General features: G+C 36.0%; 10 protein-coding genes. 8 read left to right on the forward strand and 2 right to left on the reverse strand.

The features are described 5' to 3' along the window. The first annotated feature begins 25 nt into the window (after positions 1 to 25). Together mnmE and mnmG are read left to right on the forward strand one after the other, a co-directional pair. Entirely contained in the window at positions 26 to 1,423 is a 1,398-nt protein-coding gene (mnmE, locus tag I583_RS14370; RefSeq protein WP_010762145.1) for a tRNA uridine-5-carboxymethylaminomethyl(34) synthesis GTPase MnmE, read from the forward strand. Positions 1,424 to 1,436: 13 nt separating this feature from the next. Next, a complete protein-coding gene (gene mnmG, locus I583_RS14375) occupies positions 1,437 to 3,341 on the forward strand; it encodes a tRNA uridine-5-carboxymethylaminomethyl(34) synthesis enzyme MnmG (protein WP_010762146.1) in 1,905 nt (634 codons plus the stop codon). Between the two features lie 43 nt (positions 3,342 to 3,384). On the opposite strand, the gene I583_RS14380 is transcribed toward mnmG, so the two are convergent. Further along, the gene (locus tag I583_RS14380; protein WP_010762147.1) at positions 3,385 to 3,903 is read right to left on the reverse strand and encodes a hypothetical protein; all 519 of its coding nucleotides are present in this window, start codon (positions 3,901 to 3,903) and stop codon (positions 3,385 to 3,387) included. A gap of 320 nt (positions 3,904 to 4,223) precedes the next feature. On the opposite strand from I583_RS14380, the gene I583_RS14385 reads away from it, so the two are divergent. From I583_RS14385 to I583_RS14395, 3 genes are all read left to right on the forward strand, one after another. Further along, positions 4,224 to 4,568: a hypothetical protein gene (locus tag I583_RS14385; RefSeq protein ID WP_010762148.1), complete on the forward strand. Its 345-nt coding sequence runs from the start codon at positions 4,224 to 4,226 to the stop codon at positions 4,566 to 4,568. A 24-nt stretch (positions 4,569 to 4,592) separates the two neighbouring features. Beyond that, complete coding sequence (locus I583_RS14390) at positions 4,593 to 5,357, forward strand: peptidoglycan amidohydrolase family protein (RefSeq protein ID WP_010762149.1); 765 nt, start codon at positions 4,593 to 4,595, stop codon at positions 5,355 to 5,357. 97 nt (positions 5,358 to 5,454) lie between these two features. Beyond that, positions 5,455 to 6,429: a dimethylarginine dimethylaminohydrolase family protein gene (locus I583_RS14395; RefSeq protein WP_010762150.1), complete on the forward strand. Its 975-nt coding sequence runs from the start codon at positions 5,455 to 5,457 to the stop codon at positions 6,427 to 6,429. 858 nt (positions 6,430 to 7,287) lie between these two features. On the opposite strand, the gene I583_RS14400 is transcribed toward I583_RS14395, so the two are convergent. After that, on the reverse strand, positions 7,288 to 11,598 hold the full coding sequence (locus I583_RS14400) for an LPXTG cell wall anchor domain-containing protein (protein WP_010762152.1): 4,311 nt from the start codon (positions 11,596 to 11,598) through the stop codon (positions 7,288 to 7,290). 762 nt (positions 11,599 to 12,360) lie between these two features. On the opposite strand from I583_RS14400, the gene I583_RS14405 reads away from it, so the two are divergent. The 3 genes from I583_RS14405 (at position 12,361) to I583_RS14415 (ending at position 15,415) form a co-directional block, all read left to right on the forward strand. After that, the gene (locus I583_RS14405) at positions 12,361 to 13,188 is read left to right on the forward strand and encodes an isocitrate lyase/PEP mutase family protein (protein ID WP_010762153.1); all 828 of its coding nucleotides are present in this window, start codon (positions 12,361 to 12,363) and stop codon (positions 13,186 to 13,188) included. 15 nt (positions 13,189 to 13,203) lie between these two features. After that, entirely contained in the window at positions 13,204 to 14,250 is a 1,047-nt protein-coding gene (locus I583_RS14410) for a bifunctional transcriptional activator/DNA repair enzyme AdaA (protein ID WP_010762154.1), read from the forward strand. 157 nt (positions 14,251 to 14,407) lie between these two features. Continuing rightward, positions 14,408 to 15,415: a GH25 family lysozyme gene (locus tag I583_RS14415; protein WP_010762155.1), complete on the forward strand. Its 1,008-nt coding sequence runs from the start codon at positions 14,408 to 14,410 to the stop codon at positions 15,413 to 15,415. Positions 15,416 to 15,514 lie beyond the last annotated feature (99 nt).

The following is a 15,514-nucleotide window of genomic DNA, read 5'->3' on the forward strand; positions in this document are numbered from 1 at the left end:
AATAACGAAAGGAAGTCAGTCAAACATGCAACAAATAACATTAGAATTTGATACAATCGCCGCAATTTCAACGCCTCCTGGCGAAGGAGCAATCAGTATTGTTCGCTTAAGTGGCGATGAAGCAGTTGCTATTGCAGATAAAGTTTACCGTTCTGGCAGTAAGCAATTATTAGATGTTCCCTCTCATACGATTCATTATGGTCATATTCTTGATCCTAAAGATGATAGTTTGCTGGATGAAGTGATGGTATCTGTCATGCGGGCACCAAAAACGTTTACCAGAGAAGATGTCGTTGAAATAAACTGTCATGGCGGAATTGTCGTTGTCAACCAATTATTGCAGCTATTGTTAAGAGAAGGTGCACGTTTGGCTGAACCAGGCGAATTTACGAAACGAGCGTTTCTAAATGGTCGAATGGATCTATCTCAAGCAGAAGCTGTGATGGACTTGATTCGGGCGAAAACGGATCGAGCGATGCATGTTGCGTTAGATCAATTAGATGGCAATTTATCTTCTTTGATCCGCTCATTAAGACAGGAAATCTTAGAAACTTTGGCCCAGGTCGAAGTAAATATCGATTATCCTGAATATGATGATGTAGAGGAATTAACGACGAAATTATTGCTTGAAAAAGCTGGATTTGTTAAAGCTCAGATCGAAGGATTACTAACAACAGCGAAACAAGGGAAAATTTTGCGCGAAGGTTTAAGCACAGCGATTATCGGTCGTCCAAACGTTGGAAAATCTAGTCTACTGAATCATTTATTACGGGAAGAAAAAGCGATCGTAACAGATATTGCCGGAACGACACGTGATGTTATCGAAGAATACGTCAACGTTCGTGGAGTACCACTGAAATTGATCGATACAGCTGGTATTAGAGAAACAGAAGATATTGTGGAACGAATCGGCGTAGAACGTAGCCGTAAAGCATTAGCTGAATCTGATTTGATTTTGCTAGTTCTGAATCAAAATGAGCCATTAACAAATGAAGATCGTCAATTGTTAGTAGCAACAGATGGGTTAAAGCGCGTGATTTTACTGAATAAAATGGATTTACCTTCTCAATTAAATCGAGAAGAATTAAAACAGCTCGTTAAAGATGAAGAAATTTTACCCGTATCTGTTTTATCTAATACTGGGATGGAACAACTAGAATTAAAAATCGCAGACTTATTTTTCGGCGGGCAAACAGGGGAAAAAGATGCCACATACGTATCTAATACCCGCCATATCGCATTACTAGATCAGGCAGCTATAGCGCTGGATGAAGTGATTCGAGGAATCGAAGCTGGAATGCCGGTCGATCTCGTTCAAATGGATATGACACGCTGCTGGGATTTTTTAGGTGAAATCGTCGGTGACAGTGTCCAAGATGAACTGATCACTCAATTATTCAGTCAATTTTGTTTAGGGAAATAGAGAGGAAGAGTCGATGAATCAATTTAAAGCAGAATCTTATGACGTAATTGTAGTCGGAGCAGGCCATGCCGGTTCAGAAGCAGCCTTAGCATCCGCTCGTATGGGCAGTAAAACACTGCTACTAACAATCAATTTAGATATGGTGGCCTTTATGCCATGTAATCCGTCTGTGGGAGGGCCAGCAAAAGGCGTCGTTGTGCGAGAAATCGATGCGTTAGGCGGCGAAATGGGTCACAATATAGACAAAACATACATCCAAATGCGGATGCTAAACACTGGAAAAGGTCCGGCCGTTCGCGCGTTGCGCGCCCAAGCGGATAAACACGCTTACGCAACAGAAATGAAGCACACAATCGAGCGGACGGACAACTTATCATTACGTCAAGGAATCGTTGAACGCTTGATCGTAGAAGATGGTATTTGTAAAGGCGTTATCACAACAACAGGTGCACAATATCAAAGTAAAGCCGTGATTATTACAGCAGGAACAGCTCTTCGCGGAGAAATCATTATCGGTGAACTAAAATATTCTTCAGGACCCAACAATTCATTACCGTCAATTGGTTTAGCGGATCATCTTAAAGAACTTGGACTTGAAATGGATCGTTTCAAAACAGGAACACCACCACGTGTGAAATCTAGTACGATCGATTATTCTGTGACAGAAGAACAGCCTGGTGATGAACAACCAAATCACTTTAGTTTTAGTACACCGGATAGTGCTTATAATTTAGATCAACGTTCTTGTTGGTTGACTTACACAAATGAAGGAACGCATGAAATCATCCAAGACAATCTGCATCGTGCACCGATGTTTACAGGAATCGTCGAAGGAGTTGGCGCTCGTTATTGTCCTTCGATCGAAGATAAAATCGTTCGTTTTTCTGACAAGCCTCGCCATCAACTATTTTTGGAGCCAGAAGGATTGAACACAGAAGAAGTTTACGTTCAAGGACTGTCTACTTCATTACCAGAAGATGTCCAAACGGATATCTTACATTCAATTGCTGGTTTAGAAAAAGCTGAAATGATGCGTACTGGTTATGCGATCGAATATGATGTTGTCGTGCCGCATCAATTACGTCCAACCTTAGAAACTAAAGTTATCGATGGTTTATTTACGGCTGGACAAACAAATGGTACAAGCGGCTACGAAGAAGCAGCAGGCCAAGGCCTAATTGCAGGAATCAATGCAGCTTTAAAAGTCCAAGATAAAGAACCTTTCGTGATGAAACGCAGCGATGGTTATATCGGTGTTATGATCGATGATTTAGTGACAAAAGGAACCAATGAACCGTATCGTTTACTAACATCAAGAGCAGAATATCGTTTGATTTTACGCCACGACAATGCAGATTTACGTTTAACAGAGCAAGGGTATGAAATTGGACTAGTCAAAGAAGACCAATACGCAGCTTATCTTGAAAAGAAAAAAGCGGTTGAAGCAGAAATTGCTCGCTTGAATTCAGTCAGAGTGAAGCCTACAGCGGACGTACAAGCGTTTTTAGAAGCGAAAGGTTCTGTTCCGCTGAAAGATGGGGTCCTAGCCGGAGACTTCTTAAAACGCCCAGAAATGAGCTATCATGAAGTGACACAATTTATCCCATCTTCTGAGGTAGAATTAGATGATAAAGTCATTGAGCAAGTTGAAATTCAACTAAAATATGAAGGTTATATAAAAAAAGCTTTGGAAAAAGTCGATAAATTAAAACGTATGGAAGCCAAACGAATTCCAGAAAATATCGATTATGCTGCAATCAATGGTTTGGCTACTGAAGCAAAACAAAAATTGCAAAAAATTCAACCAGAAACGATTGCCCAAGCAAGTCGAATCAGTGGTGTCAATCCAGCTGACGTATCGATTTTGATGGTTTATATCGAACAGGGTAAGATAGCAAAGGTAACTAAAACAAACTAAACAACAAAAAACCACCCTATAGCGAATAGGGTGGTTTCTCTGTTTACTGAGTATCACTCTCAATACTATCTGTGTCAGCTTGTGTAATAACAAAGTTAATGACTTCTGATTTATCTGGATTGAGGAAAATCACTTGAATTTTAACATCTGGAACTACCGTTTTAGCTCCGTCTATTACGGGTTTTAATCCTTTAACCAATGTTGGTTTTAATGCTTCTGTATCAATATTTGCAACGGGTTCCTGTGCAAATGTATAGGTGTAAACAATAGTACTGTCTTCACCTTCAGTTATAGAAATATCAGAATACATTCCCTCGTATTGTTTTTTCAAACTCGGGATTTGTGACTGAGCAGCTTCTATCATAAGCTTCAAACCGCTTGAGTTGCTAGATTTAGACTCAGATGTTTTTTCTACACTCTCGTTAGTAGACAACTCTGAACTTTCTTCCTGACTATTAGTATCAGTACTTGCTGAATTTGACTTATTATTTGTCTGACCGCAACCACTAAAAATTAATACGCCCATAAATAAACAAACCATTCCCAATTTTAACTTTTTCATTCCCATTTCTCCTTTTAAAATAAATTATTTTATATAACACTAGTTAATTTTAACATAATATATATATTGTGCACTGTTTATATTAAATTTTTTCTTATTTTATGTAGGTTCGGCATGACTGTTTTTGTTCAATATAATGCTTCTTCTTTAAAAAGGCTTGATACCAAGCCTTTTTTGTTTCATGTGAAACATTTTTTATTTTTAGAATGTAGACGTAAACGATTTTTGGGAGACTTTTAAAAGTAAGTTAAAAGTTAACACGCTTGATTATAGAGTAAGATCAAAGCATAAATACAAACCAAAATAAAGGAGTAAAACCAATGTATACAATTAAAACAGTCGATGATTTCTGGAAAGTAATCGATGAAATCAGAATAAAAAGAGAACTAAATTGGTCAGATTTAGTTGGAGGAAAAGCAAAATTAGCTGCTAGTCAACGGTGGAATCCTCCATTGACGTATATTCTTCAAATACAGAAAAAGCTAGATATAGATATCATGAACACGTTTGTCTATGAGTTAATTGAATCTGAACAATTAGTTGATAAAGATCCGGAGACGCCCAACAAAATGAAGTTGATTCTCCAATGGATTCAAGCTGATAATTGGATGGAGGATGAAGAAATCATTCAAAAGGTTCAAGAAGTTGCTAAGACGATTCTATAAAAAATAAATTAAGGGAGTAAAAAAATGGCTAATATAGAAAATATGATTAAATGGATGACGGACCGTAAAGGAAAAGTCACCTACTCGATGAATGCAAGACTAGGTCCGAACAGCTATGATTGTTCAAGCGCAGTTTATTTCGCTTTGATCAGCGGTGATTTTTTAACCAGTGGAGTGATGGGGAATACAGATACTCTTTTCGCACATTTAGAAAAGGCTGGCTGGACTCAGGTACAAGCAGATGCATCCGGTAATTATCCTGCTAAAAAAGGAGATATTTTTATTTGGGGAAATCGTGGAGCATCAGGAGGAGCAGCAGGTCATACAGGCATTTTTGCAGATGATCAAGACCAAATTATTCATTGTAATTATGGCTACAATGGTATCACAATCAATGATCACGACACGATTTGGAAATTAAATGGCTGTCCAGCAATAACGGTATATCGGTATGGAAAAAATGAAAGCAGTCAGCTGAAACCACAGCCAAATTCCCCAAAACCAAAACCCGTGCCGCAAGAACAACAATCTGGCTTGATTTCAATGTCAGGCACATTTTATCCTGATAGAAAATTAGCGGTTAGCCGTGATACGAATCCAGATGACAATAGTAGTCCAGCACTTGATTATTATTTACCTGGCATGGCCATCAATTATGATTATTATCTTCATAGTAACGGCTATGTTTGGATCAGTTATATCAGTCAAGGGGGCGCCCGTCGTTATATTGCTGTGGGACCAGATGATGGGCAGACAGGCACGACTTGGGGAACGGGTTTCTTTAATTAAGCAATAAGATATAATCTGGTAAAGATTGCCTTTCTATAAAAATCAGTAGAATTTTGCTATAATGATGAAAAAGTAACGATAGGTGGAGTGACAAGTAATGAAGACTAATTTTGTAGAGAGTGAATTTGCTCCGTTAAAAAGAGTTGTTTTAGCGCAATCACAATTTTATTTACCAGAAGGGGAAGATGAGTTAGATACAAGCTTTCTATCAGAAGAGAACCTCACTCTTTTCAGTAATAAAGTTGGTGATGTAGGTGATCTTTACCCAGATATGCAAAAAAAATGGGAAAATGAAAAAGAGGAAATGTTTCAACTATTAACATCTTATGGCGTAGAAGTTATTAGACCGAGAATGTTAACAGAATATGAAAAGACGTTAGGCAAAGAGAGTGGACATGGATATGCTAATTTTTTTTCAAGAGATCCGTTTTTCACATTTGGTCATTTCATTATTGAAGGAAATCTGAGATTTGCTCATCGACGGTTGGAAATATTACCGATTCGAGATATTTTAACTGGAGAATCCAAACATTCAGAAGCAGTTTATTTAGCTGCGCCACAACCAGATATTTCCGAAGGATTAGAAAGTGAAGCAGGTCCTTTTCTAGAGGGTGGCGATGTTTTAGTTTATGGGAAAAAAATATTTGTGGGTTACTCTGGATTGGCGAGTAATCTAAATGGAATCAATTGGTTGAAGTCACTTTTAGCTCACTGGGATTATGATGTCATACCAGTACGTTTGCATCCAGACATACTACATTTAGATTGTGCACTGAGCATGGTCAAAGATGGTTTGATGATTTACTGTGAGGAAGCATTTTTAGATGGTTTACCGACAGAGTTAAACAATTGGGATAAGATAAACATTTCTTTAAAAGAAGCGTCCTTATTAATGGCTAATGGTCTCCCAATAAATGAATCTGTGTACGTTACCGATCAATCATTTACAGAATTGATTGCTGCGTTGCAAAGTTATGGGATGAAGGTGGAAACGTTAGATTATGAAATTTCAAGAATATTTGGCGGCTCTTTTCGATGTACGACACAAGCATTATTGAGAACAAGCAACTAACTTTTTGATAAAACCCAACCAAAGATTATAAAAATCTAAAATAAATTCAGATTTTCAACAAACAATCGTAGTAAAGAATCCAATTTTTCAACACAAAATAGTCACAATTTGGAGTTATTATATATTTATACCAAACAACCCTAACAAAACACTTTTTCATTTTTTAACTCCTTTTCCCGCTCTTTCCCCGAAGAGCGGGTATTTGTTGTGAATCACTGCGACTGCCCACAGAGCAGATGATGAACAATACTTGGCGACTAAAGGGAGAGAAGTTACCATACTAGTGAATCACAGTACAACGAATCAAGCCAATCAAATCCTAAAGAAAAAAGCATCAAGCTAGTCGTTGCCAAAGCAGATGATGAACAATACTTGGCGACCAAAGGGAGAGAAGTTACCATACTAGTGAATCACAGTACAACGAATCAAGCCAATCAAATCCTAAAGAAAAAAGCATCAAGCTAGTCGTTGCCAAAGCAGATGATGAACAATACTTGGCGACCAAAGGGAGAGAAGTTTCCGTACTAGTGAATCACAGTACAACGAATCAAGCCCGTCAAATCCTAAGGAAAGAAGCATCAAGCTAGTCGTTGCCAAAGCAGATGATGAACAATACTTGGCGACCAAAGGGAGAGAAGTTTCCGTATTAGTGAATCCCAACGCAACGTTTTGATCAATCAATTTTTTAAGACAAAAGTACCAAAATAGACTTTACCAAAGTAGTAAATCTTTTAAAATAGAAAAACACCAAGAATCAATCATTCAACATTGAAGTGATTGATTCTTGGTGTTTTTTAATCATTATAGTAATTAAATTCAATTAACTAATATAGTACTAGCTAAATAGAAAATCAAAATCTATTTACTATGTTTTCCTTTTTTTCTCTTCCAGAAAAGAAGTGATCCAGCTGCTCCTGTCACAAAGGCGCCCACTCCTTGTCCCATCAGAGACGTTTCGGTTCCGGTATTTGGCAGTTTTCTTCCAGAACGTGTATTGGGAAGTTTCGTTTTTGAAGAATCTGCGATGGTAGTTGTTTTAGTACTGGCAGTCATTGGTAAAACCTTTTCTTCAGCTTTCTTTTTAGGTTCTTCCAACGCTTCAGGAGTATTAGATAATTTTACTGGCATAGGATTTTCTACTGTTTTAGGTTTTGTTGGCGTAGTAATCTCAATTGGTTTTTCTACTGGAGCTTCTGCAGGATCTGCCGATTCTGGCGCCGTAACTTCTGGAATAACTGGTTTTTCCACTTCAGGTACTTTTTCTAGTTCTTTAGGCTTTTCCAGTGGATCTGCGTTAGTAATATCTTCTAGATCATTTAACTCCACAGGAGCGTCAGGTTGAATACTTTCTTCGGCTTCTTCACTATCTAATTCCACATCTGTGATGTCTTCAGAAGTACCTAATTCTATAATTGAATCAGGAGGAGTAGATGCGTGATCCTGTGTTAGTGTTGGTAGATCAATTCCAGTGATACCCGTGAAACTATTTGTTGAAGCTGCAGAAGGTGCAATTGCTGGATTCACTGGTTCTGCTACAGAATCTACTTTTTTAGGAGTGTTGATTCCCTCTGGCTCTACAGGATTTCCGGGCATATCGGGTACTGTTGGAATTACTGGAGCTGTGATTTTTTTAAGCTCTAGTAATTCTAAACCTGATTTGATAGGTTCCACACTAAAATCAGGAGCTGGTAAAATAATATCTAGATTTTGTCCCGTTATAAAACCACTATACTGCCCACTTTGTCTAAATTGATTTGTTAACCAATAATAAATTGATATTGGGGACCCAGGTATTTCTGGAAAAGGGTTATTTTTTAGACTTTTTATATTTGCTGCAGAAACAGTAGAAGTGATTTCATACATACTTTCAATTGATTTCGGGAGAGGATCATTCAAATAATAAATTTGAACATTACTACCAGTTTGAGCATTAAAAGCTTTAATTGATTCTGTTATATCTTTTTGCGCCTGTGCCCACGATGATGCAACTCCCTCTAAATAAGCTCCATACTCGGAGAATTTTGTGACTTGCTCTAAAACTGCTTTTTCATAAGCGGCTACAAATGTATTCCAATCTTCTAAAGTGTTCATCTTTTGCAGATTATCAGTTGTGAAATCGGCTGATATAGGAGTAAAATCTCCTGTAGTTAATGAATTAAAAATTGGTTGCCAAACATTAGTATAGTCATCATTTGGATCTCCATCATTTCCAATTTTCCAGCCAGATGTATATGCATCAAATGCTTTTTGATAGTTACTATATGATTCATAATATTTTTGATAAGCATTAGCTTTATCAAGATTTTTTTGCATCATTTCTTCCGCATCTGCAATAAAGTCTGTTAATTTAGCTTCAAAAGTTTCTGGATTATACACTAAATCATGTTTAATATCAGGTGCAATTGGACTAGCATTGTAGATAACATTTTTTGCTTGATATTCTTCAATGATTGGCCAAGAATCAATTAAAGCTGTTTTTAGATCTTTTTTAGCTGCACTATATTCTGTTTCCCAAGTAGTTAAAATATCAGGAATTTCTGTATAATTTTCTTGTGTAATTTTATCCTCTGGAAATTTTCCAAGAACTTGCTCCATACTAGTAACCGCAGCATTAATTTGCTCTTCGGCAGTAACTGCATTTTCATAAGCAGCAAGTGCATCTTCATAAGGTTTTGCAGCTGTACTGAAGCTTTCTTTAGCAAGATCATATTTAGTTTGTAGACTGTTAAAGAGTCTAAGAGCAGCATCATAGTCATCTTTAAGTGTTTTTAGTTTTCCATTTGCACCTTGATATGCAGCATCAGCTAATTTCCACGCATCATTCGCAGTTTTGTATGCTGTATTCACGTCATCGTACTCAGACTTAATTGCTGTAAAGGATTCTGTTAAGCTTTTATATTCTTGTGAAATGGTAATGAACTCAGCTTCATGTACCTTTTGTTCAGCTGTAACTTCAACTAACATGTCCGAAGTTGTGTTATAGGTTTCCAGAGTTTCTTCGTATTTAGTTTTAAGACGAGTATAGTAAGCAGCTAAATCAGCATATTCTTTTTCTCGTAATGCAAAAGTTTCTTTTACTTTTGAAATTGCTTCTGCTGCAGCTGTATAAGCTGTTTTCGCAGTTGTGTAATCTACTCCTAGATCAGAAAACTGCTTTTTAACTTCTGCGAAATCAGCCATTGTTTCAGCATATTGTGTTTTTAAATTAGTGTATTGTTTTTGAGTTGTTTCTAATATTTTTCCTAAATCTACAAAAGTTGTTTCTGTCTGTGAAAGCTCTGACTTTAATTGTGCTAATTCATTTTTTAGTGCTTGATATTCTTGGAAAAGCCGATCATATTCTGCGCGAGCTAGTTCATATTTTTGGATAACAGCTTCATATGTTTTATTTGCCTCAATGTAGTTAGCTTCGGTCGTGCTCAAAATTTCTGATCCAATTGTAAATTTATCTGAGATAGTATCATAGGATGATTTTACTTGATCAAATTGAGCTTTTACTTCATCAGACTCTTTAAGTGTAGTTTTATAAGCTGTTTCTGTTTCAGCATAGACACTCATTACGTGAGTATAGCTAGTACTGATGGTTTGATACTCTTTTTCTACTTGCTGATAATCAATTTTTGCTTGATCACATTGTTTTACAAGGGAATCGTATGTTTGTTTGATAGACTGGTAAGCGTTAGTAATGACTTGGAACGCACTTATTGCAGTCTCATAACTTGTTTTGACCTCTTTGAATAAAGCAGTTAGCGAGTCAGATTGTTCTTTTACTTGCTGATATTCTTTATTCACTTCATTGTAACGATTATTATTTTCAGTGTATGCCGCTAGTGCCGTTGAATATTCCACGGTACCTTCTTCATATTGTTTTAGAAGAGCTTCTGCTGCAGTTCGTTTTTCATTATAAATCTTCAAATCTGTGTCGTAAGCAGCAAGTTTCCCATCATATTCAGATTTTTGTTGATCATATGTGGTTTTAGCTGCTTCATATGTTTTCGTTTTTTGATCAAACGCTGTCTTTTTGGTTTCATAGGTTGTGCGTTCTGCTTCGTATTGACTCGCTAATTCTTTTAATTGCTGTGATAGAGTCTCATAATTAGTCTTTGTTTCTTCGTATTTTTGTTTCGTTGTTTGATAATCGTTTTTGATTTTATTATACTCAGCAAGTTTACTCTTGTAATTATTTATTGAGGTGTTCAATTCGGACAGCCGTTTTTCATAAGCTACTTTATCCGCTAGGTAACTTTCTTTAGCCTTGTTGTACTCTGTCAATAGTACGTTATATTCTTTGAGCACTTGATCATATTCTGTTTTGACTTCAGAGTAGTCATTTTTAGCAGTTTCAAGTTCTGTTTTTAATGTACTGTATGATATAGTTGCCTGATTAAATTCTTTAGCTTTAGCATCATAAGCTGTCTTTTTAGTAGTATAAGTGTTAAGTAGATTCTCATAAGATAGTTTTTGTACGTTATAGTCATTCAATTGGGTATTATAAGTATCTTTTGCCTTATTATAGGCAGTTCGAACTGTTGTGTAAGCTGCCGCGGCTTCGTTGTAGATTTCTTGTTTGTTTTCATATGCGATACGTAGGGTTTCGTAGTCTGTTCTTTTTTTCTCCGCATCTTCGTTTAATTCTTCATATTTTGTTCGAGCATCGTGATATTCATTTTGCATAGTCGTAAATGTTGATTCTGATTGTTCATAAAGTATTTTTTCTGTTTCGTAAGCATTTTTGGCTGTATTATAGTGTTCAATATGTGCTTCATAATTAGACTTGTTTGTTTCATATGTAGCCCTGCTTACTTCATAATTCTTACTAGCTTCTTCAAATTTTGTTAGCTGTGTTTGATAGGTTTCCTTTAATTCATCTAAAGCTGTCTTTAGTTCATCTGCAGTTTTGTAAGTTTTGTCTGCTTCACTTTTCGATGTATTATAATCTTTTAATGCAATGTCGTAACGTTCTTTTATTTGCTCATATTCCTCTTTTGCCTGGGTGTAGTCCTGTAATACAGTCTTATAATCTTTTTCTAAAATCGTTTGAACTGATGAGGATGGTGGTATCTGTTCCAGCGTTGCGGCCAATCCTTGTACAGAATTACTTGCTGCTATGACAAGCGTACTCGAATACAATAAAAATTTAAACGAACCTTTTCTACATGAATCATTCATTAAAGCACACGTACCTTCCTTTTTTTAATAATGTTCATATGGTAAAAATATAAAATCTTAAAGGAACTTATATTTACATAAATGTAATTATACAACAGGTAAAAGTAACTTATTTATCATATTTTTCTGTATCATTCTAATTTTTTGATAAATAACAATGAAGGAGATGCTTTTTTTATAGTAAATAACAAAAAAGAAGTGAATTCATTTAACAGATAAGCATAAGTTTTTTGATAGATAATAATTAAAATACGAATATAAAAACGATATAATATGTATTTACTGAGCTAAATCATTTAATAGATTGTTTCTTTGATTTATGTAATCATTTGAGTTACAGAAATAGGACATTTACTGTTGAATTAGAGTGAGATATTCTTACTGTAGTTTTACAGTTTGTTATAAAAAGAGCGATAGCTGATAACACGACTAGAAATAGTACCTTCTTTAGTTAGCATCTCGTTTGTGTTTAAAATTCAGATTTTCGTCTAACAAACGTATCAAAGAAACCGCAAATTCAACACAAAATAGTCATAATTTCAAGTTAATATATATTCATACTAGACAAACAACCCTAACAAAACACTTTTTCATTTTTTAACTCCTTTTCCCACTCTTCCCCAAAGAGTGGGTCTTTTTTTGCTATCAAAGAAGTCTTAATTCCTGCTATTCCCAAAATAAAAAATTGATGTTCATTTTTCGAAAGAACCTTCTTTTAATCCGCAGTAAACTAAAGAGACAAAATGAAGGGATGGGCGATCAATGAACGAAAATAAAATAGCTCAATTTAGAAATGCACACAAAAGAGACAAACCACTGGTTCTACTAAATATCTGGAATGTAGCAAGCGCAAATGAACTGACAAAGAAAAAAATCAACTTGATTCCAACGGGCAGTTACGCAATGTCTGATCATTATGGTTATCAAGATGGTGAAAATATGCCTTTTGATGAGATACTTTGCTATATTCAACACATGGATACGGGGAATAATTACATCACAGCAGATATTGAATCAGGATATGCCGAAAATTTAACAGATCTGGAAAAGAATACTGAAGCGCTCATAAACAGCGGTGTTATCGGGATCAATATTGAAGATAGAAAATCAAATACAGAGACACTTTATTCTATAGAAGAGCAAAGTGAGCGGTTGCTTTGCATCAAACAAAAACTCAACTTCATGAAAAAAGATTTGTTTATCAATGTGAGAACCGATAAGTATTTTATTGGAGATATTGCTAATAATAATCAAGATGAACAAGTACTAAACCAAACGATCACGCGAATCAAAGCCTATGAAAAAACAGGAATCGATGGTATTTTTGTACCAGGCTTAAAAAATAAAGAACATATCGAGAAAATCACAGGTGAAACGAGTTTACCGATCAACATTATGCTGGATGTTAAAGAAGATTCAGTTGCAGAATATCTAAATATAGGAATTTCAAGAATCAGCTTTGGTCCGTCGATTTATATGCTTTATAGTGAACATGAAAATAGTGACTTAGATACATTTTATACGTCGTTACTGGCAGAGATTGTTCAACATGAGAAACAAAATCTTATTGAATTATTCAAAATAAAGTAGAGAGGGGAATGCCCAATGATCAGTGAAAAAGAACAAAAACAGTATTATCAAGCGCTGTTGGCGAAAGATTCTTCATATGACGGTATTTTCTTTGTTGGCATCAAATCGACAGGCGTTTTCTGCCATGCAACATGTCCTGCAAGAAAACCGAAGTACGAAAACTGTACATTTTATGAAACGGCAGAAGATGCACTTTTATCTGGCTACAGACCCTGCAAACGTTGTAAACCATTATCCTACCCAAGAGAAATCCCGCCTTTGGTTCAGCAAATAATCGAATTAGTAGAAAAAAATCCAGAAAAACGATGGAAAGATAAAGATTTTGCAGAGTTGGGCATTCACTCGATAACGGCTAGAAGACAATTTAAGAAGGTTTATGGCATGACATTTGTTCAATATGCACGTTCAAGAAGAATGGGAATGGCTTTGAAATCAATCAAAAATGGTGAAAAACGGATCGATACGCAATTGGATATGGGCTATGATTCTTCCAGTGGATTCTATGACGCTTTTTCAAAAATTATGGGTAGAAATCCTAAACATTCAAAAGACATCAAGAGCTTATCTGCTGATTGGATCGATACGATTCTTGGACCAATGATGAGTATTGCGGACGATGAATATTTATATTTACTGGAATTTGTTGATCGACGCGGCTTGGAAAGAGAAATCGAGCGGCTACGTAATCGAATGAATGCTTCAATCGTTCCGGGAAAAACAAAAATCAATAACCAAATCAAAGAGGAATTAGGTTTGTATTTTGAAAAGAAGCTGGGTAAATTTCAGACACCTTATTTGTGTCTAGGTTCTGATTTTCAGAAAAGTGTGTGGCAGGCTTTGACGAAAATCGAACGTGGTGAAACTTCTTCGTATAAAGAATTGGCAGCTGTAATTGGAAATCCTAATGGAATGCGAGCGGTTGGGAATGCTAATGGTGCGAATCAGTTGGCAATCATTATTCCGTGTCATCGTGTGATCCAGTCAGATGGTAGTTTAGGTGGATATGGTGGCGGTATTGAGCGGAAAAAATGGTTATTGAAACATGAACGGGAGTACCGTTAAATATAAAATGAAAAGCGTGTCTTTTTCCTTTGGCCAGAGGAAAAGGGCATTTTTCAGTAACGGTTGTTATTTTATGTTAATTCAAAAAAATACAAAAAAGCTACTATTCTGAGCTAAAAGATTTATAAAAACGTGTTATTGTAAAGGTGAAGTTAAAATGATATACAATAAAATGAAAGAAAGCGTGGTAATTATTTTGAAAAAAACGTTATTAAATGTATTATTCGTCTGTTTAGGCAGTGCAGCTTTATTTTCTATGGGTGTGCAAGCATCTGCTCAAGATGTAAGAATCAATGAATCAAATAATCATGTTATGGGAAATAATTTAAAAAAAGCGGAATCTACTAGAAAAAAGAGACAAGTTTCGCTACCTTACACGCAGGAATCTCTTCCGAGAGCGGACTTTATCGATATCTCTTCTTGGAATGGTGAAATATCTGTAGATTCATATAAAAAAATGAATACACAAGGTGTTAAAGGTGTCGTCGTAAAATTGACAGAGTACACAACTTATAAAAATCCTTTTGCGAAGATTCAAATCGAAAATGCAAAAAAAGCAGGGTTAACTGTTTCAACGTATCATTATTCTTGGTTTGTAGATGAGCAAAAGGCTGTTGAGGAAGCCAATTACTTTGCGGATTTTGCAGAAGAACTTGGGTTGAATCCTGATACAATAATGGTCAATGATGCAGAAGAAGGGGAAATGATCCCGGCAGACGTAACGATCACATCAACTGCTTTTAAAAATCAATTAAATAAGCGCGGATTCAAGAACGTGATTCATTATAGTATGGCAAGCTGGTTTACGAATAATTGGTTAGAGTTTCCAGTTTTAGGAAAAGAAAATAGTTGGGTTGCTGAGTGGCCGAAAACACCGTCGAATGAAAATTTATTGCATTCCGATACAGCTGCATGGCAATGGAGTTCACAAGTGGAATTTTCAGGTGTGACAGGAGTATTTGACGCGAATGTGGATTATCTTGGTCGATTTATAGATACACTTGAGTTTAAGATTGGGACGGATACGAAGCCTATCCAGTATTATCAAGGGGAAGAAGTTACGTATCAAGGGAAAAAATATACAGTGATTCAAACACATAAGAACTATGGTGATCCGTGTGGCGTACCAGGGATTGCGCAAGCGTTGTTTTCAGAGAAGCGTTAATTGGAATTATGAGTAAAAAGAGTGGACAAACGGCAGAGAAAATCTGAGTATTGTCTGCTCTTTTTATTTTTCCCCTCTGTGTTGGTAGAAGCAATAAAT

Source organism: Enterococcus haemoperoxidus ATCC BAA-382, assembly GCF_000407165.1.
Classification (GTDB): Bacteria; Bacillota; Bacilli; order Lactobacillales; family Enterococcaceae; genus Enterococcus_L; species Enterococcus_L haemoperoxidus.